The sequence below is a fragment of the uncultured Fibrobacter sp. genome (assembly GCF_900316465.1).
Taxonomy (GTDB): Bacteria; Fibrobacterota; Fibrobacteria; order Fibrobacterales; family Fibrobacteraceae; genus Fibrobacter.
In genome coordinates this window covers 36,436-60,582 of sequence record NZ_ONDD01000018.1, presented here as the reverse complement: position 1 = coordinate 60,582, position 24,147 = coordinate 36,436, and the positions used below count along the sequence as shown (strand labels likewise).

The window sequence follows — 24,147 nt, the reverse complement described above, 5'->3', positions numbered from 1 at the left end:
TTTTCTCTATTTGGTTTGTCTTGACGTTCGTGGACTCGATTTAGGCTTAAATGAGCAGATTTCGGGGCCGTATGCGAACGCCGTTTATTATACGAGGTCTATTTGGTAGCCCAGAAATTGGATACATTGATCGCCCAGGCATGCGAAGCTGCCGGCGTTACATTGGTGGAACAGGACATGTTCCGCGCAGGCAAGAGAAAGACGCTGCGCCTATACATAGACAAGCCCGAAGGGGTGACAATTGACGACTGCTCTAACGTGAGCCGCCACTTGTCTGATGCCCTGGATGCCGATCCGGATATTATTGAAGGTGCCTACACTTTGGAAGTGTCGTCGCCGGGGCTAGACCGCCCCCTCAAGTCGGTTGCCGATTTTACCCGCAATATTGGACGTTTCTTGCGGGTGACCCGCAGTACCGGTAAGCCTGTTACGGGCAAGCTCGTTGCTGCAGACGAAGAAAATTTGACGCTCACCCTTAAAGGCAATGCCGGTGACGTGGTTGTGCCCCGCAGCGAAGTGCTGGTGGCAAAAGTGGATGTACAAATATAATAGGAAGGTCATTTTATGAAGAACGAACCGAAGGTAAACTTGCTCGAAGTGCTGAAAGGTGTTGTCGAAGCCAAGGACATGGATGATTCCGTTGTGCTGAACGCGCTGAAGGAAGCGCTGATCACGGCGGCCCGCAAGTACTTGCACATCGAAAAGAAAATCGATGTGGATTTCGACATGGAAACCAACGAAGTGCACGTGTTCTTGCGCGTGGCCGTTGTCGATGACTATCCGGACTACGACCCGAACATGACCGCTGCCGAAGTGGAAGAACTCGACAAGGGTTACATGCTGGTCGAAGAAGCTCGCGACTTTAACGAAGACGCTCAGCCGGGTGACTTCCTCGAAATGGAAATTCCTATCTCTGCATTCGGTCGCCAGGCCATTCAGACTGCAAAGCAGCTCTTGAACCAGCAGATTCGCGATGCCGAACGTCAGAAGATCATGGACACCTACCGTAGCCGTATCGGTACCATGGTGAGCGGCGAAGTGCTTCGCCTTGAACAAAGTAACATTATCGTGAAACTTGGCAAGCAGACCGAAGCTATGATTCCGGCTCGCGAACAGATCCGTCGCGAACGTTGGGCTCAGGGCAACTCCATTAAGGCCGTAATCGCCCGCGTGGAAGAATCCTCCAAGAACGGTGCCCAGGTGGTGCTGTCCCGTGCTAACGGTGACTTCCTCAAGGAACTCTTCCGTCAGGAAGTTCCGGAAATTTACGAAGGTACGGTTGAAATCAAGGGCGTTGCCCGCGAACCGGGTTTCCGCGCCAAGATTGCCGTGTATTCCCGTGACGAAAAGATTGACCCGGTCGGCGCTTGCGTCGGTATGAAGGGTGCCCGCGTGCAGACGATTGTGCGCGAACTCGGTAACGAACGCATTGACATTGTGCAGTGGAATCCGGATCTGGACACCTTCATTACGCGTGCCCTTACTCCGGCTAACGTGATCAAGCTGATTCACGTGCCTGAAACCCGCCGCACTGTGGTGATTATCAGCGATGAAAACCTCGCACTTGCAATTGGCAAGAACGGCCAGAACGTGAAGCTCGCTGCAGAACTTGTGCAGCGTAACCTCGACGTGTTCGGTGAAAACGAATGGAACCAGAAGGACGACGAAACGAAGGCTAAGATTACCTCTCCGTCCGCTGCCGATTTGAACCAGAACCGTAAGGCTGCTCGCTAATTTTTTAAAAAGGAACATTGGAAGCTATTCATGGCTAATGAAGAACAAATTAAACCAGTAGATTGGGCAAAGGAACACGGCGTCAAGGTTGATGTCGTGATGAAGCTGCTTCGTGATGCGGGCGTTGCTGTCCGTACTCAGGTGTCTAAGCTTGACGCTAAGGACTACGAGAAGATCGAAGCAGATGCCGAGGCGGAACGCCAGAAGGCCGAAGCCCGCAACAAGAATCTGAAAAAGGCATCTTCCGCCGAAACTTCCAATGCTTCTTCTGACAAGAAGAGTGAGTCTGCTTCGGCTGGCGATGGCAAGTTGAAGGCCAAGCTGATTAGAACGAAGAAGCCTGCAACTGCAAAGCCCGCTGCCGCTGCTGCCGCACCGGCCGCCGCAAAGCCTACTGCTACGGTGAAACCTGCCGCAGCAGCCCCCGCCCCCAAGGCCGAGGCCCCTGCCGCTGTCGAAGCACCGAAGGCCCCTGAAGTGAAGCCTGCCGCTCCTGCCGCAGCGCCTGCAGCCCCGAAGGTTGAAGCCGCTCCGGCTGAAAAGCCCGCAGCTCCGAAGGCAGAAGTGAAGCCTGCTCCCGCAGCACCTGCTCCGGCACCTGCTGCACCGGCCGCTCCTGCAGCAGTCAAGCCCGTTGCTCCGGCTGTTAAGCCTGCCGCTCCGGCAGCCGCTCCTGCTCCCGCACCGGCCGCAGCAAAGCCTGCCATGGTTACCCCGGGCATGGAACTCAAGCAGCCTCCGATGAAGGCCCAGGTGTTCAAACCGGACGAAGCCATTCTTGCCCGTATCAAAAAGTCTCAGCAACAGGCCCAGTCGAACCGCGGCGGACACCGCAACGGTGGTGGAAACCAGCAGGGTTATACAGGAACTTTCGGTCGCCTTTCGAACAATGGCGACAACCGCAACGGCAATCGTCGTAACGACAACCGTAATGGTAACGGCGGCCCGAACAACAACGGCGGTCGTACCTTTACCGGTCGCACGGGTGGCTTTACCGGCAACTCGATGCAGGATGCCTTTAATGCTAGCAATGGTGGCGCCCAGGGATTTGGCGGCCAGAACCAGGGCGGCAAGGGCGGCAAGCAGCAGAACGGTCGTCATGGTCAGAACGACAAGAACCGTCGCAATAACGGCAAGGACCGCATGGAGCAACAGAAGGAACTCCAGCAGGAAGCCGTACGTCAGAACGTTTCTCGCGTGATGGCTGACCTTTCCAAGAAGCCTGTCAAGAAAGTTTACCGCAAGGAGCATAACGACAATACTCCGGGCGAAGAAAAGAAAATCCTTAAGACTTCCGACTTTATCACCGTGGGCGAACTCGCTGGCCTTATGGACCAGATGCCGGCCCGCGTGATTGCGAAGTGCATGGAAATGGGCATGATGGTGACCATCAACGCCCGCCTCGATTTTGAAACCATCCAGCTCTTGGCTGACGAATTCGGTTACGAAGCCCAGCTGATGGAAGAATACGAAGAAGAAGTGCTCGGCGTGGAAGAAGAATCTTCTGAAAACCTGAAGCCGCGTCACCCGGTGGTGACGGTGATGGGCCACGTTGACCACGGTAAAACTTCTTTGCTCGACTGGATTCGTAAGACCCACGTGGTGTCCGGCGAATCGGGTGGTATTACGCAGCACATCGGTGCATACGAAGTCACGACCAAGCAGGGTAAGGTGACCTTCCTCGATACCCCGGGTCACGAAGCATTCAGTGCTATGCGTGCTCGCGGTTCTCAGGTGACCGACGTAATCGTGCTCGTGGTGGCAGCCGACTCCATGGTGATGCCGCAGACGGTTGAATCTATTGAACTTGCCAAGCGTGAAAAGGTGCCGATGGTCGTGGCTATCACGAAGATCGACTTGCCGACCGCTAACCCCGACAAGATTCGCGCCCAGCTCGCTGAACGCGGCGTGGAAGTGGAACAGTGGGGTGGTTCTACCAGCTGTATCGAAGTTTCTGCACGTACGGGCCAGGGCATGGACGACCTTTTGGAAACGCTCGCCCTCGAAGCCGAAGTGCTCGAACTCAAGGCTAACCCCGATGCTCACGCTCGCGGCGCCGTGGTGGAATCCAAGCTCGACGTGGGTAAGGGTTCTATGGCCACGATCCTCGTGCAGAACGGTACGCTCCATGTGGGTGACCCGTTCGTTTGCGGTATTTACGCTGGTCGTGTCCGTGCTATGTTTAACGAACGTGGCGAACAGATGAAGGAAGCTCCTCCGTCTGCTCCGTGTCAGGTGCTCGGCTTTGACGGTACTCCGCAGGCCGGTGACGACTTGATCGTGGTCGAAGACGAAAAGACCGCACGTGAAATTGCCTCCAAGCGCCGTATGGCTGCTCGTGAACGCGACCTGCGTTCTCGTAACGTGAAGACTTTGGAAGATACCTTCAACGATCGTAAGGAAGGTAAGCTCTCCGAACTCAACCTTATTGTCAAGGCCGACGTGGGCGGTTCTGCAGAAGCTCTTGCAGCAAGCCTCGAAAAGCTTACCAACAAGGAAGTGCGCGTCAACATTATCCGCAAGGGTGTGGGTACCATTACGGAATCCGATATCTTGCTCGCTACGACCGCACAGGCAATCATTATTTCCTTCCACTTGATGCCGTCGCTCTCTATCCGCGAAATGGCCCAGAAGGAAGGCATCGAAATCCGCAACTACCGCGTGATTTACGACTGCATTGAAGATATCACCAACGCTGTGGAAGGCCTCTTGAAGCCGACCATGCGCGAAGAACTCTCCGGCGAAGCCGAAATCCGCCAGGTGTTCAAGATTCCGAAGATCGGTCTCATCGCAGGCTGTATGGTTACCGACGGCGAAGTCGACCGTACCAGCCATGTGCGCGTGTACCGCAACGGCGTGGAACTCGGTACGACCGTGGTCCAGTCCTTGAAGCGCATGAAGGACGACGTCAAGTCTGTCGCTCGTGGCTTTGAATGCGGTATCGGTCTTAAGGGTTACGAAGATATCAAGGAAGGCGATAGCTTGATCTTCTTCAAGGAAGTCAAGGTTGCCCGTACCCTGAAGGATGTGGCTCGCGAAGAAGCCGAAGAAAAGGCCAAGAAGGCTGAGGAGTCCAATGAGTCGTAGAACTGACAGATTGGATGAACAGTTCCGCGAGGAAATCGGCAAGCTCTTGCAGAAGGGCTTGAAGGATCCTCGTGTGAGCAGCCTCGCCAGCATCACGCGCGTTACGATTACCGATGACCTGAGCTACGCCAAGGTCATGGTGTCCGTGATGGGTTCCGACAAGGAAAAGCGTGATTCGCTGATTGGCCTCAAGAATTCGGCGGGTTATATCCGTACTGTTTTAGGCAAGGCGCTAAAGATCCGTAAGATTCCGGAACTGAATTTTGTTCTGGATGAAAACTTGGAACACGCCATGCATATCGAAAGCATTCTGGCCGAACTGAAGCAGAAAGGGGACTTGTAATTGAGCAATTCCGGCTTCGTTCTTTTGGACAAGATTGCTGGCGAAACTTCTTTTAAGGCCCTTTTCCCACTGAAAAGGGTCTTTTCTACAAAGCGAGTAGGCCACGCGGGCACGCTGGATTTGCGTGCCTCGGGCTTGATTATTGCTGCCACCGGCCGCTGCACGCGACTGTTGCCCTTTATCGAAGCCAAGGACAAGTGCTATAGCTTTAGGCTGCATTTGGGCTACGAAACCGATACCCTCGAATGGGACGGCGAGGTTGTGGAGCAGGGCGAAGCGCTCGCGATTACCCGCGAAATGCTCGAAGCTGTTCTCCCGCAATTTACGGGCGATATTGAACAGGTTCCGCCCAAGTACTGCGCCGTGAAAATCAACGGCGTGCGTGCCAGCGACTTGATGGAACGTGGCCGCAACATTGAATTGAAGCCTCGCAAGATTCACATTGGCGAACTCAAGGTGATAGGCGAGGGCGAAGTGACTGAAGGCTGCTCCGGCAAGGAATTTGCGACCTTCGACTTGATTTGCGAATGCTCCAAGGGAACTTATATTCGTGCGCTCGGTCGCGATATCGGTCGTGCGCTTGGAACCTACGCATGCGTATCGCAGATACGCAGACACCGCATCGGCAATGTGACGCTCGATAAGGCGGTGCGCGGCGAGAACTTGACCCGTGAAAATCTGTTGCCGGTCGATGCGGTGCTCGACTTTCCGGTGGTGCGCCTAACCGACGAACAGGTGGCTGTAATCCGCCAGGGTAATTGGCTCCCGTGGAAAGAGAAAGTCGAGGGCGTAGGCCCCGAGGGCCATGTGTTTGCCGCAAACATGCAAGGCGAAGTCTTGAGCCTGTGCTTTTATGAACCGGGGCGCATTAAGCCGAAATTTTATTTGGGTGAGGATGAAAAATGAAACGTGCTGTGACGATGGGTAATTTTGACGGATGCCACCTGGGACACCAGGCGCTTTTCCGCACGCTCAAGGCCGTTGCCGAAGTGAACGGCTTGACGCCTACCGTCATTAGTTTTGAGCCGCATTCCAACTATGTGTTGCGCACTCCCGGCGATCCGCTGCTCCTCACGACTACCGAAGAAAAGCGTGAGTTTATCGAAAGCCTGGGACTTGAATTTTTGGTGCTCCCGTTTACGCCCGAAGTGGCGAAGCTTCCGTTCGATGTCTTTGTCCGTCAGGAACTGATTGAAAAGCGCGGCGTGTGCTCCATGTTCTTTGGACATGACCATTGCTTTGGCGCCGGCGGCAAGGGTAACTACGAAACCATTACCGCGGCCTTCCCGGAACTTTCGACGGCCATGCTTTCGATTGTGCTTCACAAGGGTGAACGCGTGAGTTCTTCCGCTGTGCGAAATGCGCTTTTGAATGGCGATGTGTCGCGCGCGCAGACTTATCTGGGCCGCCCGTATCGTTTGTCTGGAACGATTGTCGAAGGCAAGCGCCTCGGTCATACCATCGGTTTCCCGACAGCGAATTTGCAAGTGGGAAAGTACAAGTTCTTGCCCAAACACGGCGTGTATGTGGCGACTGCTCGCTTGCCCGATGGCAACGGGGGAGAACGCTCTTTCCGCGCGGTGGTGAACATTGGTACGCAGCCGTCTACCGGCAACCAGCGCCTCGCTATCGAAGCGTATTTGCTCGACTTTAGCGAAGACATTTACGGTCGCCCGATGGTGCTTGACTTGATGGCATACCTGCGCCCTGAACAGAAATTCCCGAGCTTGGATGATCTGGTCCGTCAGATTGGCATGGATGCAGACACTGCTCGCAACTACAACGGCAATCACTGGGCTGAATAAATGAAACTGTTTAAGATCCTATTCGCTTGCTTGTTGCTTTTGTCGACGACTAGCCTTGCCGCGAAATCGTCTGCCGCTAAAAAGTCTGTATCTAAGAAAAATGAATCTAAAGAATCAACGCAGGCTTCGACGGGATTTTCGAACAGCTCTCGTTGCCGGTTCTTTTTGCATGCGGGCTTGCTGGATGCGGGTCTTGGCTTGAAGCTTCGCTTGAGTAAAGAAAACGGCGTGTACATGACGTTCGATATGATGTGGCAGCAATACCACACGCAGTATATTCGCGTTCCGGCTCTGCTTTACTTGGGTGGCAACAATTTCCATTTCCTCACGGGCTTTACCTTGGTCAATGAAGCTCATGGCGCTGACACCAAGACCGAAGTTTCGGCCGGTTTCAACTGGGACTTCAATCAGCATTGGGGCCTGAACGGAGCGATGTTCACTCCGGTATCGAAAAGAACCTCTACTGGCGCGTCGTATCTTTTAGATATTCGCTACGTGTTCTAGACCATTTATTCAAAATAATTAGGGCTTAAAAAATCTCGGTGAACGACTGGGATTTTTTTTGTTGGGCTCTGTCGGGCTAAACTATACACTTGTGCCCCTTCCAAAACTGTTTTTCGGCTGCATGACCGATGTTTTTACGCTGAAATGACCGTTCGGCGGTCCGCAGCATTTTCGCAGTTTCGACCCAAAAGTACGGTCTAGCCCGACAGAGCCTTTTGCTTCTATGCACAAACGTGCATTATTTAGAAAGCTCTGTCAAGACTTTTTATTTTTTTACACAGCGCACCGGGAGGAATGTCTGGTCGATAAATTCCTCCGGGAATCCATCGGGAGTGGGTGCCCAGTCTGATTCTGGATACAGACTAATCCGTTGCATATTCGCATACCAATCAGGTTGATGACCGGCCCAAATTTTTACTGATTTATCCCATGATTTTGTTATCGTGGCGACAAGACGTCCGATTTCTTCGTTCGTCTCGTTCATCCAAAGGAGCGCAAGTTCCCCTTGCCAAGACGAATAGGGCATATCGGTGTCGACAATTCTTCCGTTCAGTATAAAGCTCAATCCGTGGATATCCGGTTCACCGTTAAGCCAAGAAATGAGTTTAATAGCATCATTCATTGTCGCGAATGCGAGTATATCGTTAGAATCCGGGAGATTCCAGCCTTCGGGGCATACTTCGTTTGCAACTCTGGCGCTGTAGTACCGCCCGACATTCTTGCAGCTGTCCGCAAGGCATCGGGTTTCTTTTGCCAGCACGCTGTCGGGGAATCCAGCATACTTCATGTTCTCCGCAATCCACGTGCGGCCCTTGAACTCGACGGTATGGTAAACATAGTTGTCGCGCGGGTCCGTAAAGCTTCCGTAATTGACTTCGGGATTGAAGTAGTATTCGGCTGGGTATTCCACGTGCCATTCGGAGGTGGTTCGCCATGTTTTGTCATAGCAGATGTAATCGGTGTATCCTACTTTCACGCGTTTGTTATCCATGTTGCAGGGCAAATTGTAAAATTCCGTCCACTTCTCGTCGTGGCAAATGTAATACAGATTCGAATCCGAGGGACTCTGGAGCGTTTTTCCTTCGCTATCGCACACATCCATCGACGTTTCGATATCAAGAATGCTTGCGTAATCCCAACCCTCGTCCATGCAAGGCGCGACCCATTGCTGGCCGTACTCAACGTAGAAGTCGTTGTAATAGCCAGACGGCAAGGGGGATTCGTCGAAGTAGTTGTCGTTATGCCTGCAAAATTGCTCCTTGCGACACACGTAGACTCTAGCCGAATCATTCGGGCTCGTGTACAATTCACCATGCTTGTCACAGGGCACATCGAAGGTTTCCGCATCAACAGTCTCTGCAACGTACCAGCCTGAGTCGAGGCTACATACAAACGATAAGCTGACTGGACCGCCCCCATAGAAGATATACTTGCCTTCCTTGTCGCAGGGCACGTCAAAGGTCACCCTTCCTATCGCAGTGGCGTGACCCCAGCCCGTTTCCTTGCATGTGATGAGTTTTTCATCGGAATTGTACTTTGCCTTGAATGTTTTACCGATGTTGGTGCTGTCGCACACGGGCAGATCGTAACATTTGGCATCAACAATTCTGACCATCTCTAACGGGACGACCAAGGAAAGTTTGCAGTACATGGATCGGTACAGGGAGGATTCGTAAAGGTAATGTTCGGGGAAAACCCCCTCTGTGTAAAAGTCACGGATGTGGTCAGCGTCGGCATCAAAATTACAGTAGTGTTCCTTCGAAAGGGAACCGGTTTCCGTGAAGGCTTTCTCGACACTCTCGTAAAAGTCTACGTAGACCGTACCGCCGAAGATATAGTTAAGGAGGTTGCTGACGAGCTTTAACCGGAAGGGATCTTCGCGGAGATACGAGTCGATTCCGAGCGCCGTAAACAGTTCCGCCTGTGCGGCGCTGTCCGCTTGTTCTTGAGTGAGCCCCGTCGCCATGAGCTTTTCAATGCGACCCGAAATGAACCGGCCGAGCGTGATGGAGTTCTCGAGAGCCTCGGAAGCCTCCACACTGTCTGGGCAGGAGAACACTGCGCCCCAACCTCTGCCGTCGAATATGAGGCTGTCGGCGTTGAAAGAGCGCTCTATATGGCCGAAACTGCTTGACGAAACTTCAGCCTCGCTCGACGAAATTTCGTCAAAGCTCGAGGAGCTGCTGTATTGTGCGAGCGTATTCTCGTCTTCGGTAGTGCCTGCAACCTTGTCCGAACAGGAACAGGCTAAAAATCCGATGAAATATGCGAGGAATAAGAATTTTATCTTACTCATTGCTGGTCTCCTTTTTTTTACCCCGAGTGCTTACTTTGTCCGTAAGCGGAAAAAGTTGCAGATTCAAGCGGTACACCTGATTGATGTTCTGGCATTCGCGGGCGATATCTATCACCTTCTTGCGGCAGGCGTTTATCTCCTCGACAATCCGCGCGTAGGCAACTTCGTCGATGCCCATGGTGACGCCGGAATAGTTACGTTCCTCGATCCCATCCGTGTCGATAGCCTGTACCCCGAGTTTTGCCATTTCACGGTTCATGGAGCGAATGGCGAGCGGGATAGCCTCTTTCGAGCCTTTCACGGATTTTTCCGTCTGCTCGTAGGTTCCCTTACCCGTTTTCAAGAGGAAACCCGCCTTCACCAAGAACTGCAAGACCTCGCGCACGTCTAGCATGGTGGTCTTGTTCCTGATGTGCGCAGCGATTTCACCCGGATCCGCCTTCGGCATGATTGGAGCGAGTTCGCGCACTATGGGGCAGGCCGGATTCTCATAGTAGCGGAACGCATCAGCGTCCACGACGCGCACCTTGATGAGCCTTGCCTCCCGCTCGAGTTCACGAAGTATAGCTTCCTTCTCCGCGGCATCTTTTGCACTTTCAAATTTAACGAGCAACCCGAAATAGGTGTAGTCGAACCCCTCTAACCCCATGGCTCTTGCGACTTTCGCTATTCCGGGTTTGCTCAGTCTCGATTTTCCTTCGCAAACTAGCTTGAGGTATGTCGGCGAGACAAAACCGGCAAGGCTTGCAAACTGTCGCCAAGTAAAGTACGACACACGCTTGCGCTCTTCATAAAAGTCACGCATGTAGGCGCGGTAGTCATTATACTCGGTTATGGGTTTCATATTTCCAAATATAATACAAAACAAGCTAAAAACAAGTAAAAAAGACAACTTTTTCAATTTTTTAATATTTTCTCAAAATATGATACAAGCGCGTATTATAAGCGCACCATATCAAAAAAAAGGCCGCCGAAGCGACCTTTTTTTAGACTCTGATAAACTACTAGTCGTCGTCGGCGGAGGCGCCCACGGCCTGTTCGAGCGTGGTATGACCATCCAGAGCCTTCTGGATGCCGTCCATGCGCAGCGTAATCATGCCGCATTCCTTCATGGCGGCGCGCTTGATCACGTCGCCCGAAGAACGCTTGATGATGAGGTTACGCACCGTCTCGTTCGGCACCAGGAACTCGTAAATACCGCAACGGCCCTTGTAACCGGAGCCGTTGCACTTTTCGCAACCGCGGCTGTGGTAGAACTGCATTTCCGGAGACAGGTGGAGTTCGTCGCGCATAGCCTGCGAAATTTCCACCGGTTCCTTGCAGTACTTACAGATGCGGCGCACAAGGCGCTGGGCGAGCACGCCCTTGATAGCGGTAGACACAAGGAAGGGTTCCAGGCCCATTTCGAGCAAACGCGGGAAGGCACCGGCAGCATCGTTTGTATGCAACGTACTGAAGACCAAGTGACCCGTCAAGGCTGCTTCGATAGCCATGGACGATGTCTCCTGGTCACGCATTTCACCGATCATGATGACGTCCGGGTCCTGACGGAGCAGGGCGCGGATGCCCGCGGCGAAGGTAAAGCCCGCCGCATTGTTAATTTGCCCCTGGTTCACGCCGTCGATATTCAATTCGACCGGGTCTTCCATGGTAGAAATATTGATCGTACTGTCAAGAATTTCGTAAAGCGTGGTAGACTTACCGATTCGTCGCTCTTGCTGCCGTCGGCGTTCGTACCGAGGACTTCCGGCGAAAGCGGCATCCCACAGCTCTGACAAAACTTCATTTCCATAGTGTACTCCTTTTTTGTTGGGCTCTGTCGGGCTAAACTGCTTCCAAAACTGTTTTTCGGCTGCATGACCGATGTTTTTACGCTGAAATGACCGTTCGGCGGTCCGCAGCATTTTCGCAGTTTCGACCCAAAAGTACGGACTGGCCCGACAGAGCCTTTTGCTGTAGTGAACATATGTTCACTTAAATTGAATCGGACCTAGGTTCGAGGTATGCTTTTTGTATGCTTTCGGGGTGAAAATGTCAGCTCTATCTTGCCAAAGTGGTAGAAAATGGTAGATTTGTACTGTGTTGTGGTAAAATGTGTCAAACTAGTATGAACTTTACGTCTTTCATAGGTCAAGCCCAAACGGCTATCGATGGAAAGGGAAGGTCTTCCTTCCCCAGGGAATTCCGTCGTCAGCTCGGGCCAACCGAGGGCGATGAATTCGTGATCACGCGTGGTCCGAATCAGACGCTTCGGTTGTTTACCTTGCCGGAATACGAAAAGTTCATGGCGGACTTGGACTCGAGGTCCGACCGCCGTCAAGCTGACCTAGTTCGGAGAGGCCTCGCTCCTACAGTAGTGGAGCTCGATGGCCAGAACCGCATTTTACTTCCAAAGATCTTGTTGGAGTATGCTGGTCTTAAGGGTGAAGTCCTTTACGTACAAGCTAGCGGAAAAACTCTTGAACTATGGAATCCTGAACGCTTCAATGAAAAGTTCGGCTTGCAGACTGAAGATGCAATTGCCGCCTTCGATGCCGCGTTCTATGGTGAAAGCTTGACGGAGGGGTCCGATGGCAATAAATAGCCTCCGCAAGACTGAATTACGTACAAATGAAATTTTGAACGACCGCGCAACGGCTGTCCATTCCGAAGCCGCTCTCGCTGGTGTCGAAAACGGCGTGTTCTATCACGATCCGGTGATGCTTAAGGAATGTCTTGAAGGCTTGAACATCAAGCCGAACGGTACCTATAGCGATTGTACTTTGGGCGGTGGCGGTCATTCTTACGCTATTGCAAACAAACTAGATGAAAACGGAACACTTCACGCATTTGACCGCGATGAAGAAGCCGTTGCCTTTGCTACCAAGCGCCTTGCTGGTGTAAAGCCCAAGTTTATTGTGCATCCGGTTCGCTTCGGTGAATTGAAGAATGAAATTGCGCCGAATACTTTGGACGGCATTCTCTACGATTTGGGCATTAGCAGCCATCAGGTTGATGCCTCTGACCGCGGCTTTACTTTTGTGGGCGACAATCCGCTGGATTTGCGCATGGACCGTCGCGAAGGCGTTTCTGCCCAGGAATGGCTCAAGACGGTGGATGCCGATACGCTCGCTGCCGCACTCCGCAAGAATGCGGATATGGATCGCGGCTTCAAACTTGCGACCCGCTTGGTTGAAATGGCTGCCTCTAAGGGCGACCAAGAAATTTTGCCTTCTGACGTGAAGGCTGTGGTGGAATCCGTGTTCCCCGACAAACGCCGCGAAGTGAATGGCCTTTTGGCCCGCGTGTTCCAGGCGATTCGCATGGAAGTGAACGGCGAACTCAAGGAAATCGAAGATAGCCTGCGCGCTGCCGTAGACTGCCTCAAGGTGGGCGGTCGTTTGGTGGTGATGAGCTACCATTCCGTAGAAGACCGCTGCGTCAAGGAAACGGCCGCTGAATTTGAACGCGCCTGCATTTGCCCCGAACGCCAGCCTGTATGCACGTGCGGTGGCAATCACCAGCGCCTTAAAAAGGTGAATCGCAAGCCGATTCTGCCGTCTAACGAAGAAATTGCAAACAACAGCAGGGCTCGCTCTGCAAAGCTTAGGGTGTACGAACGGGTATGAGCGAAAAGAATCAAAAATCCCTGTTCAACTCTAACCGCACCATTGTGTGGGTGTTTATCTGCGCCGTGTTGGTGGCAGGGCTTTTGCTGATCTTGCCGTTGTATATGCAGAACTGCTTGTCTAAGCTTTATTTGAAGTCCCAGGATCTTTCTTATAAGATCGGGCAGCTGCAGCGTGAAAGAACCCTGCAGGAACTTGAAATCAACAAGTTGTCTTCTCTTGAAAACTTGTCTGTCTTTGCAGACAGTGTTGGTCTTGACTTGAACGGCGTGCCGACCAAGGTGCGCGTAACGGGGGCGCAATGAATATTGTGAATATGGATGCGCTCTCGGTTGCAAAGATGATTGTGCTTGGCGCAATTGGTGTTCTTGCATGGCAGACCTTTAATATTCAAGTGCTGAACCGTGAAGTTTATCAGGCCGAAACCAAGAGCATGGTAACCCGTACCAAGAGCATTTACGCCGAACGCGGCGAGATCTTGGACAGAAATGGTATCGTGTTTGCCAAGAACTTGCGCGATACCGGCAAGGCCGAAGACTATAGCCGAATCTTCTTGCAGGGTAAGCTTGCCTCCCAGATTGTGGGCAAGGTCGGCTACGATGGCGAAGGCAGCATGGGCATGGAACGCATGTACGACTTGCGTCTGCGTGGTAACGAAGGATTCCGCGTGGGTATCAAGGATGCCAAGGAACGTGAAATTCTGGGACGTTCTGAAAACGTGGCCGAAGCAAAGCCGGGCAAGAACCTGGTGCTGACCATTGACCGCGACATGCAAGAAATTGTGGAAAAGGCGCTCAAGGATGGCGTGATCGAATTCAGTGCCGCCAGTGCCTCTGCCGTGGTGGTGGATCCGTACACGGGTGAAATCTTGGCCATGGCAAGTTATCCGACTTTTGACCCGAACTCTAAAAAGCAGGGTGTGGGCAAAATGGCCAAAAACGACATCGTTGCGATGTCTTATGAACCGGGCTCTACCTTCAAGGTGATTACGGCTGCGGCTGCGCTTGAAAACGGCGTGGTGCCCGAAGATACAGTCTTTGTGAACGAAGGCAAGTGCTGGAGCTGGAGCGCCCGTGCTGAACGCATTTGCGATACCCACATTTATGGCGACATGGATATGGCCGAGGCAATGGTTCAGTCTTCGAACATTGTCTTTGCGAAAGTGGCCGACAAGGTTGGCGCTGAAAAGCTTTACCGCATGGCCCGTAACTTCGGCTTTGGCATGAAGACCTCTGAAAACTTGGCTGGTGAAGAAGCCGGTCGCCTTTACATGCCTTATGAGCTCACGAGAGATGACCGTACCCTTAAAACCATGGGCTTTGGCCACGCAGTCTCTGTAACGCCGATTCAAATGGTGATGGCTTATGCGGCTATTGCTAACGGCGGCACTCTGATGGAACCGATGATTGTGAAAGAATGGCGCGATTCCGACGGAAACCTGGTCGAAAAGAAGGATCCGGTGAAGGTGCGCCGCGTAATTTCGGAACGCACGGCAGCTTCGATTCGCAAGATGCTCAACCGTGTGGTGAACAGCGGTACGGCAAAGCGTGTGGCCAGCAAGAAGATTCCGGACGTGATTTTTGGTGGAAAGACCGGTACGGCAGAAAAGTACAACCAGGAAACCGGCAAGTATGACCGCGAACATCAGGTGGCATCGTTTATTGGTCTTGCTCCAGTTGAAGATGTGCGCTACGTGTGCATGGTCTTGGTAGACGACCCGAACGCCGATAAGCTTTATGGCCACACAGGTGGTGCAACGGCTGGCCCGATTTTCCGCCGCATTATGGAAGGCATTTACTACCATCCGAAGCTTTCGCCGGCATCTCATGATCTTGCCTTTGTCAAGAAGAATACAACTTGCGAAGGCGATTATGTGGGAATGCTTGCCCAGACGGCGAAGTCGGTGGCGGCAAACAAGAAATGCCCGGTGACTTTTGAAGGCGAAGGCTCTCGAGTGATTGCCGTGCGCCGCGACAAGACGGATTCTTTGGCGCTGGTGCTCAAGCTTGGCGATGTCGACGCTTCGACGATGCCGGACTTGAAGGGACTTTCGTTGAAAGATGCTCTTGAAATTGCAGGAAACATTCGCATGAATGTGGAATATACCGGAATGGGTCGCGTTGTGTCTCAGACGCCGAAAGTCGGGGAAACGCTCCATAAGGGTCAAATTTGCAAGCTTACGCTCAAGGAGAGAGGCTAATGATTTCTGAAACGTTGATGCAGAAATTGAATGTGCAGGGCCTGTGCGACGACTCCCGCCGCGTGAAGGCAAAAGATTTGTTTTTCTCGATGCCGGGCGAAAAGTCCGATGAATTTGCAAGAACCGCTTTGGCGTCGGGTGCAGTTGCAGTGGTGAGCGAAACGGTTGCTCCCGAGGGATTGACGTCCAAGTGGATTCAAGTGGCCGATGTGAAGGCAGCTCGCCTTGAAGCTGCAAAGATTTTCTATAAGGACCCGTTTGCAAAGCTTAGCGCTCATGCAGTGACGGGTACGAATGGTAAGACAACGAGTGCGTTCCTGATGGATGCAATGCTTTCGGCTGCTGGCCGCAAGGTTGCTCTCCTTGGAACCATTAAGAATAAAATTGGCGAAACTTCGGTGCCCGCTACATTAACGACGCCGGGGCTATTGGATTTGTATGCCTTTGCCGCAAAAGCAGTCGAGGCCGGTTGTACGGACTTGGTGATGGAAGCGTCTTCGCATTCCTTGGATCAGGGTCGTATGGCAGGTGTGCTTTACAAGAGCGCCTTGTTCAGCAACCTGACTCAAGACCACCTCGATTACCATAAGACGATGGATGCCTACTTTGAGGCAAAGAAGCTTTTGTTTACGCGTTACCTTGCTGATGATGGTGTTGCCGTTATCAATATCGATGATGCGTACGGAAAGAAACTATACGATTCCCTAGCCGGGATAGGAGCGGACCGGAGGGTGGCTGTCTCGCGTCTAGGGGTCGTTAGTGCTTTAGTGAAGCCCGAAGGTGCCGTGCAGAATACTGAGGATGGCCTCAAGATGCTGTTGCCTGCCATTAGTGCAGAACCGTTTGAAACTCCGTTGTGCGGTGACTTTAACGTGGACAACGTGATGCTGGTACTTGCCTGGGCAAAGGCAATCGGCCTTGCCGAACCTGCCATGCGCAAGGCTTTGGCAGAAGTCCGCGTTCCGGGCCGCTTTGAAAAGGTCTGGAACAAGAATGGCCGCCACGTGATTGTGGACTATGCACACACACCTGACGCCCTCGAACGCGTCCTTACGACCGCTCGTAGCCTCTGCCGAGGCCGCCTCGCGTGCGTGTTCGGCTGCGGCGGTGACCGCGACAAGACCAAGCGCCCGATTATGGGTGCAATCGCCGAACGCATTGCGGACAAGGCTTGGCTCACCTCGGATAACCCGCGTACCGAAAATCCGACCGACATCATTAACGATGTTCGCGCTGGTATGAAGACGGACAAGTTTAGCGTCGTCGAAAAGCGCGAAGAAGCGATTGCCAAGGCTTGCGCAGAACTTAAGGACGGCGACTGGCTTGTGATTGCGGGCAAGGGCCACGAAGACTACCAGATTGTGGGTAAGACCAAACACCATTTTGATGACCGCGAAGAAGCGGTGAAGGCAATGGAAAATGTATAAGCTGGACTTGAAAATCAAGGAACTCTTGGAAATCCTCGAAACCTACTCGGTAGGTGTTGATGGCCGCACCAAGAACCGCAAAGTGAATCTTTGCATGGATTCCCGCGAACCTGCCAAGGGCGTGGTTTTTTGGCCGATCAAGGGTGCCCGATTTGACGCCCACCAGTTTGTAACTCAAATGGAAAAAAATGGAGCATTGATGAGTGTCGTGAACGCTGATGCCGAAGGCATTGAAAACTTCAAGATGTATGCGCCCGTCGACGATACGACGAAAGCGCTCCTCAAGCTCGCCAAGGGCTATCAGAAGAATTTCAAGGTAAAGAAGGTTGCCATTACGGGCAGCAACGGCAAGACCACCACTAAGGAAATGGTGAAGGCCGTTCTTTCGCAGAAGTATAACACCCACGCCACCGCCGGTAACTTCAATAACCACATCGGTGTGCCCATGACACTGTTCCAACTCAAGCACAGTCACGAAGCTGCTGTGATTGAAATGGGCACAAGCGGCCCGGATGAAATCCGTCCGCTTTCGCTCGCTGTCGAGCCCGATGTGGCCGTGATTACCAACATTGGCGCCTCTCACCTGGAACGCCTCAAGGATTTGGACGGCGTGTTCGCCGAAAAGAAGACGATTGTCGCAGGCCTCAAGAAGAACGGCGTGCTCATCGTGAACGCCGATGACCCGCGTCTTTGCAAGTGCCGCAGCAATACGAGCTACAAAGTGGTGACCTTTGGCGTGAAGCGCGGCATCATCAAGCCTGAAAAGCTCGAATGGAGCGAAGACAACTGCGCTACCTTCTTTGTAGACCGCACCAAGTTTACGCTGAACGTGCCGGGCATTCATAACCTCTATAACGCTCTTGCTGCAATCGCCGTTGGCCTGCAGTACAGAGTGCCCAAGGCCGACATCGCCAAGGCTCTTGCCAACTTCCGTTCGACCAACATGCGTATGGAAATCAAGAATGCCAACGGCTTCAAGATTGTGTCGGATTGCTACAATGCGAACCCGTCTTCGACCAAGATGGCTTTGCAGACCATTGGCAACATGAAGGTGAACCGCCGCATTGCCATTTTGGGCGATATGCTGGAACTCGGCGCTCAGACGGACGCTCTGCACCAGGAAATGGGCGCTATGGTTCCCGAAATGAATTTTGATATGCTCCTGACCGTGGGCGAAAAGGCAAAGCTTTATGTGAAGGGCGCAAAGTCCAAGGGCATGAAGGCTGCGCACCACTTTGCATCTGTTCAGGAACTGATCGACACCCTCACCGAAATTGTGGCAGAAGGCGATGTGCTCTTGATCAAGGGCAGCCGCGGCATGCACATGGAACAGGTGGTGGATGCCATGCTTAAACTCACGAAGGTCAAGGCTTAATTTAGGACTCACGAAGGAATGGAAAACACAGTCGCAAATACCGGCATGAACAAGCTACTCTTGGTAGTAGTGTTGCTGCTGATTTGTTTGGGCGTGCCTATTGTCTATACGGCATCGGCCCATTTCGCTGTGTCCCATGGACTTCCTGCAGAATACTATCTGCAAAAGCACTTGATCAAGGCTGTGTTCGGTTTGATTCTGATGCTTGGCCTTGCCCGATTCCTGGATTACGGTCACTGGGTCTGGCTCGGTCGCATTACCTTCTTTGTGGGCGTGGTGCTGACGATTGCGGCTCTTGTGTCGGGCCACGGTGTCAAGGGTGCGAACCGCTGGATTTTGGGCATTCAGCCTTCTGAAATCATGAAGCTCGGCATGCTCATTTGCATTTGCGGAAAGTTCTCGCAGGCAGGCGACAACATCAAGAGTGTTGCTTGCACCATCGTGCAGCCGGGAATCTTCTTTGGCATTACCGCTTTCTTGCTGATTTTGCAGCCGAACTATTCGATGCTCATGATGCTTTCGATGGTTGTGATTTGCGTAATGCTTACGGCTGGCGTGAATTACAAGTACCTTGCTATTACCATTGGCGCCGCCATTCCGCCGGGAATTATCATGTTGCTCATGACAGGACATTCGAGTAAGCGTATTCAGGCGTTTACGGCGGCCGAAGGCGAAATGGTCGCTTCGAACTGGCAGGGTGAACATGCTTTGCTCGCTTTGGGTAACGGCGGATTCTCGGGAACGGGATTTGGCATGGGCGTGCAGAAACTGGGTTACTTGCCCGAAGTTCACAAAGATGTGATTTATGCGGTGGCTGGCGAAGAATTCGGATTCATGGGAACCTTCTTCTTGCTGGTTTTGTATGCGGTTCTTTTTGCTCAAGGATTCTCGATTGCTCGCCAGTCTTCGACTCGTTTCGGAAAGTACCTGGCCGTGGCTCTCACGTTCTCGCTTTTCTTCAACTTTTTGGTTCACGTCTGCGTTTGCGTGGGACTTTTCCCCACGACGGGCCAACCTCTCCCGTTCATAAGCTTCGGCGGAACCAATTTAATTTACAGCTGTGTGGCAGTGGGTATTCTGTTGAACATTTCCAGATCCAATACAGGCAAGATGATCAAGGAACCCTACATGAGTGGCGCCTCGCTCGAAAGCAGTGCCTACAGAAACTATGAATTTTCAAGGAGTGGCGTATGAAAAAGTTCCTTTTCGTATGTGGCGGTACCGGTGGCCATATCTTCCCGGCCGTAGCCATTGCAAATAGCCTTAAAAAGATGGGCGTGACCGACATTACTTTTGCTGGCCGTAAAGATTCTATGGAAGAACGCTTGGTTGCAAAAGACTGGCCCTACGAATACATTTCGGCTGTTCCCCTGCACCGTGGCCCGTTCCTCAAGAATTTGGCCTTGCCGTTCAATTTGTCCAAGGCTTTGGTGCGCGCCAAGAGCGTGATTAAGAAAGTGAAGCCCGATGTCGTTGTGGCAACCGGTGGCTACGTGTCGCTTCCGATCGTGCTTGCCGCAGGCACTGCCGGCATTCCGGTTTATCTGCAGGAACAGAATGCAGTGGCCGGCGTTGCCAACAAGGTGGGTGCCCGCTACGCAAAGACCGTCTTTGTAACTTCCGAAGAAGCCGCTAAGTTCTTCCCGGTAGAAAAATGCATGATTTTTGGCAACCCGGTTCGTGAATTGCCGATTGGCGATACTCTCGCTCGTCCTGCCGAATTTGCTCCGGGCAAAAAGGCCGTGTTCATTGTGGGCGGCTCTCAGGGTGCTGTGGGCATCAACAACAAGATTGAAGAAAGCATCAAGACCATTGCTGCTCGCGACGATGTATCTGTCGTTTGGCAGGTGGGAGTCAAGAATGTGGAAACCATCAGCAACCGCGTAGGCGAAGTTCCGAATGTGGCTATTCGCGGATTCCTTGATGGCATTTACGCCTACATGAAGCATGCCGACTTGATTATCAGCCGCGCTGGTGCCTCTGCCTTGGCCGAAATCCTTGCCTTCGGTAAGCCCTCGATTCTCTTGCCGTTCCCGCATGCTACCGCTAACCACCAGGAACATAATGCCCGCGTGGTAGAACATGCCGGTGCTGCCCTTGTGGAACTCGATGCCGAAGAAAATCACCTGTGGGAAAAGGTGGAACAGCTCTTGGGCGATGAAACTCGTTTGAATTCGATGGCCGTCGCGGCTAAAAAGCTCGGAATGCCCGATGCAGCCGACCAGATTGCTCGTGTTATCCTCTCTAAGGAGAATGATTAATGCAGATTAATGATTGTAAGCGTGTCCGTAAGCTTCATTTTGTAGGTATCGGTGGCGCCGGTATGTCCGGTATTGCCGAAGTGCTCCACGATAACGGTTTCGTGGTAAGCGGCTCCGATACCGGTGAAAGCCAGGTGATTGATTACCTGAAGGGCCTTGGCATTAAGGTTTTCTCAAAGCATGAAGCATCGAATGTCGAAGATACGGACTTGGTGGTTTATTCTTCTGCAGTTCCGCACGATAACCCCGAACTGGTTGAAGCTCGTAACCGCCGTATTCCGGTGATTCGCCGCGCCGAAATGCTTGGCGAACTCATGCGCATGAAGTACACGCTTTCGATTGCAGGCACTCACGGCAAGACCACGACCACCTCTATCGTGGGCCAGATTTGGGAAGAAGCCGGCCTTGACCCGACCATTATCGTGGGCGGTGTTGTCAAGGGTAAAGGCTCGGGCGCTAAGGTCGGTAAGGGTGACTACCTGATTGCCGAAAGCGATGAATTCGACCGCAGCTTCCTTTCGATGATGCCGTCTTCTGCAATCATCACGAACATTGACGCCGACCACTTGGATACTTACGAAAACATTGAAGACATCAAGGATGCCTTCGTACAGTTCGCGAACAAGATTCCGTTCTACGGCCAGGTGATTGTCTGTTTGGATGACCCGAACGTGCAGCAGATTTTGGCCCGTCTCAAGAAGCCGGTGATTACTTACGGCTTTACGCGTCAGGCCAAGTACCGCGTGGATAACCTGCGTTTTGAAAAGGGTTACCCTGTATTTGAAATTTTGAACGATGGTGAAAGCTTGGGTGAATTCAAACTCCAGATTCCGGGCCGTCACAACGTGCTGAATGCAACTGCCGCCGTGGCCCTCGCTATCGAAGAAGGTATTTCTGCCGATATCGCTCGCAAGGCCTGCGCCGAGTTCGAAGGCGTCAAGCGCCGCTTTGAATTCATTGGCGAAAAGAACGACGTCTTGGTCTTTGATGACTACGCTCACCATCCGACCGAAGCGACGGCTACCTTGCTCGGTTTCCGCGATGCTTTCCCGGATCGCCGCATCATCGTTGCTTTCCAGCCGCACCTGTTTACCCGTACCCGCGACCAGCATGATGCCTTTGGTGGTGCATTTGCAAACTGCGATGTGCTCTTGGTGACCGACATTTACGCTTCCCGTGAAAAGCCGATTGAAGGCGTGACGGGTTCGCTCGTGTCTAACAGTGCTTCTGACCGCGGCCACCGTGATTCCCGCTTTGTGGGCGACCAGCTGAACTTGCTGCCGATTCTCAAGAAGGAATTGCAGCCGGGCGATGTGGTGGTGCTCATGGGCGCTGGAAACATCTGGAAACTGGGCGAAAGAATTTTGAAGGAATGCCTCTAGAAGTATTAGGAATTAGAATTGACTGGACGTAAGACAACATTACTCGGCCGTCGAATGGGCTACAACGAACTCATGCGCAAGCAGGAGCGCGTCCGCAAGGTGAAAAGCGGAGTGTCTTCGGCTTGGCATTGGTTCAAGCGCCGCGGCTGGATTTTCACCATTATCTTGGTGGTTCTTGCTGTCCTTGCAATTCACAACCGCTTCTACCTGCAGCATTTCAATCCGCTGGAACTGCGCCACTTGCAGTATGTGGAAATTGAAGGCAACCGCATGCTTTCTTGGGAAGACGTGATGCAGGGTGCCCAGGTGGAAACTGGAATGCTCATGTCGGAACTGAATGCCGATTCTGTCGAAGCATCGCTCATGCAGCTACCGATGATTCTTTCGGCAAAGGTCGTAAAGAAGTTCCCGTCTTCGCTCTATATCAAGTTGCAAGAAACTTCGCCGGTACTTACAGTTCTTTCGGAAGGTCGCGCAACGATCTATTCCGAAAAAGGATTCCCGCTTCCGTTCTCGGTGGCGACCGCTATGAGGCTCCCGGTAATGGATATGGCCGCAATGGAACATGTGAAGACTGTAACGCAGTTCCTGGTGGATATGCGTAAGTATGATGCTGAACTTTATAATCGTGTGTCGCAGGTGACCTGGTCTTCTGAAGATGATTGCATGAAGGTTTATTTCAGAGATGTCGGCTTTACCGCTCTCTTTAAGGACATGAAATCGAACAAGGATCAGTTTACGCTGTACAAGTCGCTTGAAAACGGGTTTGCAAAGGATTTGCTTTGCGCGGGTGAAGTCGATATGCGCTATTCGGGCTTTGCCTATGTAAGAAATTATGATAAGAGGTGCGTCAATGGATGACAATAAACAGGACAAAAGAAAAGACGAATACATCTTTGGCCTTGACATTGGTGAATCGAAGATAAACCTGTTCGTGGGTGTTTCCGAAGGTGAAAACGTTCGCGTTGTGGAATGCGGCGATTTTCCGCTCAAGAATGCCGACGAGTTCGATTCTGTAGTGGAAACATTACAGCAGGCTGTCCAAGTCATTGAAAATACGACTCGCGTCGATGTGCACGATGTGTATGTGGGCATTGCGGGTAAGCACGTGCGTTCCTTGGATACTCAGGGAATCGTTACGCTCCCCGTAGGCGAAGTTCGCGAAGAAGACATTGACAACGTGACAAAGCAGGCGAGTACGTTGCCCGCCTCTGCCGGCGAAATCATTCATATCTTCCCGGGCGAATATTCCTTGGACGACGAACCGCATATCCGTAATCCGAAGGGCCGTTCGGGCCGTCGCTTGGGCGTTGACGTTCAGGTGGTGACCGCAAAACAGAATGCTTTGCAGAACCTGGCCAAGTGCGTGAACCGTGCGGGTCTTAATGTGGCAGGCTTTGTGCTTGAACCCTTGGCAGCAGCAAGTGCTGTGCTGACCAATGATGAACGCGAACTCGGCGTTGCTCTTGTTGACATTGGCGCAGGAACTGCAGACCTTGCCGTATTCGTGAACGATTCCGTGCGCTTTACCACCTCTGTTGATTATGCCGGAAACGTTATTACAAGCGATATCAGCCGTTGCCTGAATGTGCCGATTGCACTTTCGAAGGCTGAAGAAGTCAAGAAAAAGTTTGGCACTTGCACGATTAGCAATTTGATTGAAGATGAAACATTCCCGGTGCCTGCTGTGGGTAACCGTGGCGATGTCTCTTGCTCGCGCAAGCTTCTTGCCGAAATTATTACGGCGCGCGTAGGCGAAATTTTCTCGATGCTCAATGAACAGCTTAAGGCTCACCAGCTCGACACCATTATCAATGGCGGTATCGTGCTCACGGGTGGTTGCTGCGCTTTGGAAGGCATCGAAGATGTCGCTTGCAAGGTGTTCGGAAAGCCGGTTCGCATCGGTCGCCCGAAGGGCATGAGCGGTATTCAGGAAGCCTACCAGAATCCATCTTATGCAACGGGTATCGGCCTCCTTTACTATGCGAACAAGCAACACCGCGAAAAGAAAAACCGTGAAACGGGAACCCAGATTGCAGTTTCCATGAAGAAGGGATTCCAGCGTTTCATTGAAATCATCAGGACTTATTTATAACAAACACCAACACTCAACATCAGGGAGATA

21 protein-coding genes and 1 pseudogene are annotated in these 24,147 nt (G+C 52.4%); 18 read left to right on the top strand and 4 right to left on the bottom strand.

Annotated elements, in window-relative coordinates; all coding sequences use genetic code 11:
- Nucleotides 1-102 precede the first annotated feature (102 nt).
- From rimP to QZN53_RS08500, 7 genes are read left to right on the top strand one after another with little or no spacing between them, the layout of a single operon-like run.
- Nucleotides 103-549 carry a ribosome maturation factor RimP gene (rimP, locus tag QZN53_RS08530; RefSeq protein ID WP_088627242.1) on the top strand — a complete coding sequence of 149 codons (447 nt, stop codon included), beginning with the start codon at nt 103-105 and terminating at the stop codon, nt 547-549.
- 15 nt (nt 550-564) lie between these two features.
- On the top strand, nt 565-1,734 hold the full coding sequence (gene nusA / locus QZN53_RS08525; RefSeq protein ID WP_163438587.1) for a transcription termination factor NusA: 1,170 nt from the start codon (nt 565-567) through the stop codon (nt 1,732-1,734).
- Between the two features lie 30 nt (nt 1,735-1,764).
- Complete coding sequence (gene infB / locus QZN53_RS08520) at nt 1,765-4,821, top strand: translation initiation factor IF-2 (RefSeq protein WP_163438586.1); 3,057 nt, start codon at nt 1,765-1,767, stop codon at nt 4,819-4,821.
- Complete coding sequence (gene rbfA, locus QZN53_RS08515) at nt 4,811-5,164, top strand: 30S ribosome-binding factor RbfA (RefSeq protein WP_072976600.1); 354 nt, start codon at nt 4,811-4,813, stop codon at nt 5,162-5,164. Before infB ends, rbfA begins: the two co-directional genes overlap by 11 nt.
- On the top strand, nt 5,165-6,070 hold the full coding sequence (gene truB, locus QZN53_RS08510) for a tRNA pseudouridine(55) synthase TruB (protein WP_163438585.1): 906 nt from the start codon (nt 5,165-5,167) through the stop codon (nt 6,068-6,070).
- The gene (gene ribF, locus QZN53_RS08505; protein ID WP_163438584.1) at nt 6,067-6,969 is read left to right on the top strand and encodes a riboflavin biosynthesis protein RibF; all 903 of its coding nucleotides are present in this window, start codon (nt 6,067-6,069) and stop codon (nt 6,967-6,969) included. The genes truB and ribF overlap by 4 nt, the downstream gene beginning before the upstream one ends.
- On the top strand, nt 6,970-7,473 hold the full coding sequence (locus tag QZN53_RS08500) for a hypothetical protein (protein ID WP_163438583.1): 504 nt from the start codon (nt 6,970-6,972) through the stop codon (nt 7,471-7,473). It abuts the gene before it with no gap.
- A gap of 265 nt (nt 7,474-7,738) precedes the next feature.
- Here the strand turns inward: QZN53_RS08500 and QZN53_RS08495 are convergent, their stop codons facing one another.
- From QZN53_RS08495 to QZN53_RS12975, 4 genes and pseudogenes are all read right to left on the bottom strand, one after another.
- Nucleotides 7,739-9,769 (bottom strand): FISUMP domain-containing protein, encoded by a 2,031-nt coding sequence (locus QZN53_RS08495; RefSeq protein WP_163438582.1) that lies wholly within the window; start codon nt 9,767-9,769, stop codon nt 7,739-7,741.
- Nucleotides 9,762-10,613, bottom strand: coding sequence for a TIGR02147 family protein (locus QZN53_RS08490; RefSeq protein ID WP_163438581.1), 852 nt, complete (start codon nt 10,611-10,613; stop codon nt 9,762-9,764). The genes QZN53_RS08495 and QZN53_RS08490 overlap by 8 nt, the downstream gene beginning before the upstream one ends.
- Before the next feature lie 160 nt (nt 10,614-10,773).
- On the bottom strand, nt 10,774-11,475 hold the full coding sequence (locus QZN53_RS08485) for a GspE/PulE family protein (protein ID WP_294652544.1): 702 nt from the start codon (nt 11,473-11,475) through the stop codon (nt 10,774-10,776).
- Nucleotides 11,475-11,561 (bottom strand): annotated as a pseudogene (locus QZN53_RS12975) (zinc ribbon domain-containing protein); the annotation flags it as partial. The pseudogene QZN53_RS12975 and the gene QZN53_RS08485, both read right to left, overlap by 1 nt.
- A 315-nt stretch (nt 11,562-11,876) precedes the next feature.
- Between QZN53_RS12975 and QZN53_RS08480 the strand changes: the two are divergent.
- The 11 genes from QZN53_RS08480 to ftsA are packed head-to-tail and all read left to right on the top strand — an operon-like array spanning nt 11,877 to nt 24,117.
- Nucleotides 11,877-12,353 (top strand): division/cell wall cluster transcriptional repressor MraZ, encoded by a 477-nt coding sequence (locus QZN53_RS08480; protein ID WP_163438579.1) that lies wholly within the window; start codon nt 11,877-11,879, stop codon nt 12,351-12,353.
- Nucleotides 12,340-13,377, top strand: coding sequence for a 16S rRNA (cytosine(1402)-N(4))-methyltransferase RsmH (gene rsmH, locus QZN53_RS08475; RefSeq protein ID WP_163438578.1), 1,038 nt, complete (start codon nt 12,340-12,342; stop codon nt 13,375-13,377). Before QZN53_RS08480 ends, rsmH begins: the two co-directional genes overlap by 14 nt.
- Nucleotides 13,374-13,682, top strand: a complete 309-nt coding sequence (locus QZN53_RS08470; protein ID WP_163438577.1) for a hypothetical protein — start codon at nt 13,374-13,376, stop codon at nt 13,680-13,682. Before rsmH ends, QZN53_RS08470 begins: the two co-directional genes overlap by 4 nt.
- A complete protein-coding gene (locus QZN53_RS08465; protein WP_163438576.1) occupies nt 13,679-15,577 on the top strand; it encodes a penicillin-binding protein in 1,899 nt (632 codons plus the stop codon). Before QZN53_RS08470 ends, QZN53_RS08465 begins: the two co-directional genes overlap by 4 nt.
- Complete coding sequence (locus tag QZN53_RS08460; protein WP_163438575.1) at nt 15,577-17,004, top strand: UDP-N-acetylmuramoyl-L-alanyl-D-glutamate--2,6-diaminopimelate ligase; 1,428 nt, start codon at nt 15,577-15,579, stop codon at nt 17,002-17,004. The genes QZN53_RS08465 and QZN53_RS08460 overlap by 1 nt, the downstream gene beginning before the upstream one ends.
- Complete coding sequence (gene murF / locus QZN53_RS08455) at nt 16,997-18,379, top strand: UDP-N-acetylmuramoyl-tripeptide--D-alanyl-D-alanine ligase (RefSeq protein ID WP_163438574.1); 1,383 nt, start codon at nt 16,997-16,999, stop codon at nt 18,377-18,379. Before QZN53_RS08460 ends, murF begins: the two co-directional genes overlap by 8 nt.
- Nucleotides 18,380-18,397: 18 nt before the next feature.
- The gene (locus tag QZN53_RS08450) at nt 18,398-19,573 is read left to right on the top strand and encodes an FtsW/RodA/SpoVE family cell cycle protein (protein ID WP_163438573.1); all 1,176 of its coding nucleotides are present in this window, start codon (nt 18,398-18,400) and stop codon (nt 19,571-19,573) included.
- Entirely contained in the window at nt 19,570-20,640 is a 1,071-nt protein-coding gene (gene murG / locus QZN53_RS08445; protein WP_163438572.1) for an undecaprenyldiphospho-muramoylpentapeptide beta-N-acetylglucosaminyltransferase, read from the top strand. Before QZN53_RS08450 ends, murG begins: the two co-directional genes overlap by 4 nt.
- Complete coding sequence (murC, locus tag QZN53_RS08440) at nt 20,640-22,022, top strand: UDP-N-acetylmuramate--L-alanine ligase (protein WP_163438571.1); 1,383 nt, start codon at nt 20,640-20,642, stop codon at nt 22,020-22,022. Before murG ends, murC begins: the two co-directional genes overlap by 1 nt.
- Nucleotides 22,023-22,040: 18 nt before the next feature.
- Nucleotides 22,041-22,883 (top strand): FtsQ-type POTRA domain-containing protein, encoded by an 843-nt coding sequence (locus tag QZN53_RS08435; protein ID WP_294652505.1) that lies wholly within the window; start codon nt 22,041-22,043, stop codon nt 22,881-22,883.
- Nucleotides 22,876-24,117, top strand: coding sequence for a cell division protein FtsA (gene ftsA, locus QZN53_RS08430; RefSeq protein WP_163438570.1), 1,242 nt, complete (start codon nt 22,876-22,878; stop codon nt 24,115-24,117). The genes QZN53_RS08435 and ftsA overlap by 8 nt, the downstream gene beginning before the upstream one ends.
- Nucleotides 24,118-24,147: the final 30 nt, after the last annotated feature.

Excerpts from the sequence above, each read along its gene's own strand:
- nusA (WP_163438587.1), top strand. The coding sequence starts at position 565 with ATGAAGAACGAACCGAAGGTAAACTTGCTCGAAGTGCTGAAAGGTGTT.
- QZN53_RS08495 (WP_163438582.1), bottom strand. The coding sequence starts at position 9,769 with ATGAGTAAGATAAAATTCTTATTCCTCGCATATTTCATCGGATTTTTA.
- QZN53_RS08460 (WP_163438575.1), top strand. The coding sequence starts at position 15,577 with ATGATTTCTGAAACGTTGATGCAGAAATTGAATGTGCAGGGCCTGTGC.
- murF (WP_163438574.1), top strand. The coding sequence starts at position 16,997 with ATGTATAAGCTGGACTTGAAAATCAAGGAACTCTTGGAAATCCTCGAA.
- QZN53_RS08490 (WP_163438581.1), bottom strand. The coding sequence starts at position 10,613 with ATGAAACCCATAACCGAGTATAATGACTACCGCGCCTACATGCGTGAC.
- QZN53_RS08470 (WP_163438577.1), top strand. The coding sequence starts at position 13,374 with ATGAGCGAAAAGAATCAAAAATCCCTGTTCAACTCTAACCGCACCATT.
- rsmH (WP_163438578.1), top strand. The coding sequence starts at position 12,340 with ATGGCAATAAATAGCCTCCGCAAGACTGAATTACGTACAAATGAAATT.
- murG (WP_163438572.1), top strand. The coding sequence starts at position 19,570 with ATGAAAAAGTTCCTTTTCGTATGTGGCGGTACCGGTGGCCATATCTTC.
- QZN53_RS08480 (WP_163438579.1), top strand. The coding sequence starts at position 11,877 with ATGAACTTTACGTCTTTCATAGGTCAAGCCCAAACGGCTATCGATGGA.
- murC (WP_163438571.1), top strand. The coding sequence starts at position 20,640 with ATGCAGATTAATGATTGTAAGCGTGTCCGTAAGCTTCATTTTGTAGGT.
- ribF (WP_163438584.1), top strand. The coding sequence starts at position 6,067 with ATGAAACGTGCTGTGACGATGGGTAATTTTGACGGATGCCACCTGGGA.
- QZN53_RS08500 (WP_163438583.1), top strand. The coding sequence starts at position 6,970 with ATGAAACTGTTTAAGATCCTATTCGCTTGCTTGTTGCTTTTGTCGACG.
- rbfA (WP_072976600.1), top strand. The coding sequence starts at position 4,811 with ATGAGTCGTAGAACTGACAGATTGGATGAACAGTTCCGCGAGGAAATC.
- ftsA (WP_163438570.1), top strand. The coding sequence starts at position 22,876 with ATGGATGACAATAAACAGGACAAAAGAAAAGACGAATACATCTTTGGC.
- QZN53_RS08450 (WP_163438573.1), top strand. The coding sequence starts at position 18,398 with ATGGAAAACACAGTCGCAAATACCGGCATGAACAAGCTACTCTTGGTA.
- infB (WP_163438586.1), top strand. The coding sequence starts at position 1,765 with ATGGCTAATGAAGAACAAATTAAACCAGTAGATTGGGCAAAGGAACAC.
- QZN53_RS08465 (WP_163438576.1), top strand. The coding sequence starts at position 13,679 with ATGAATATTGTGAATATGGATGCGCTCTCGGTTGCAAAGATGATTGTG.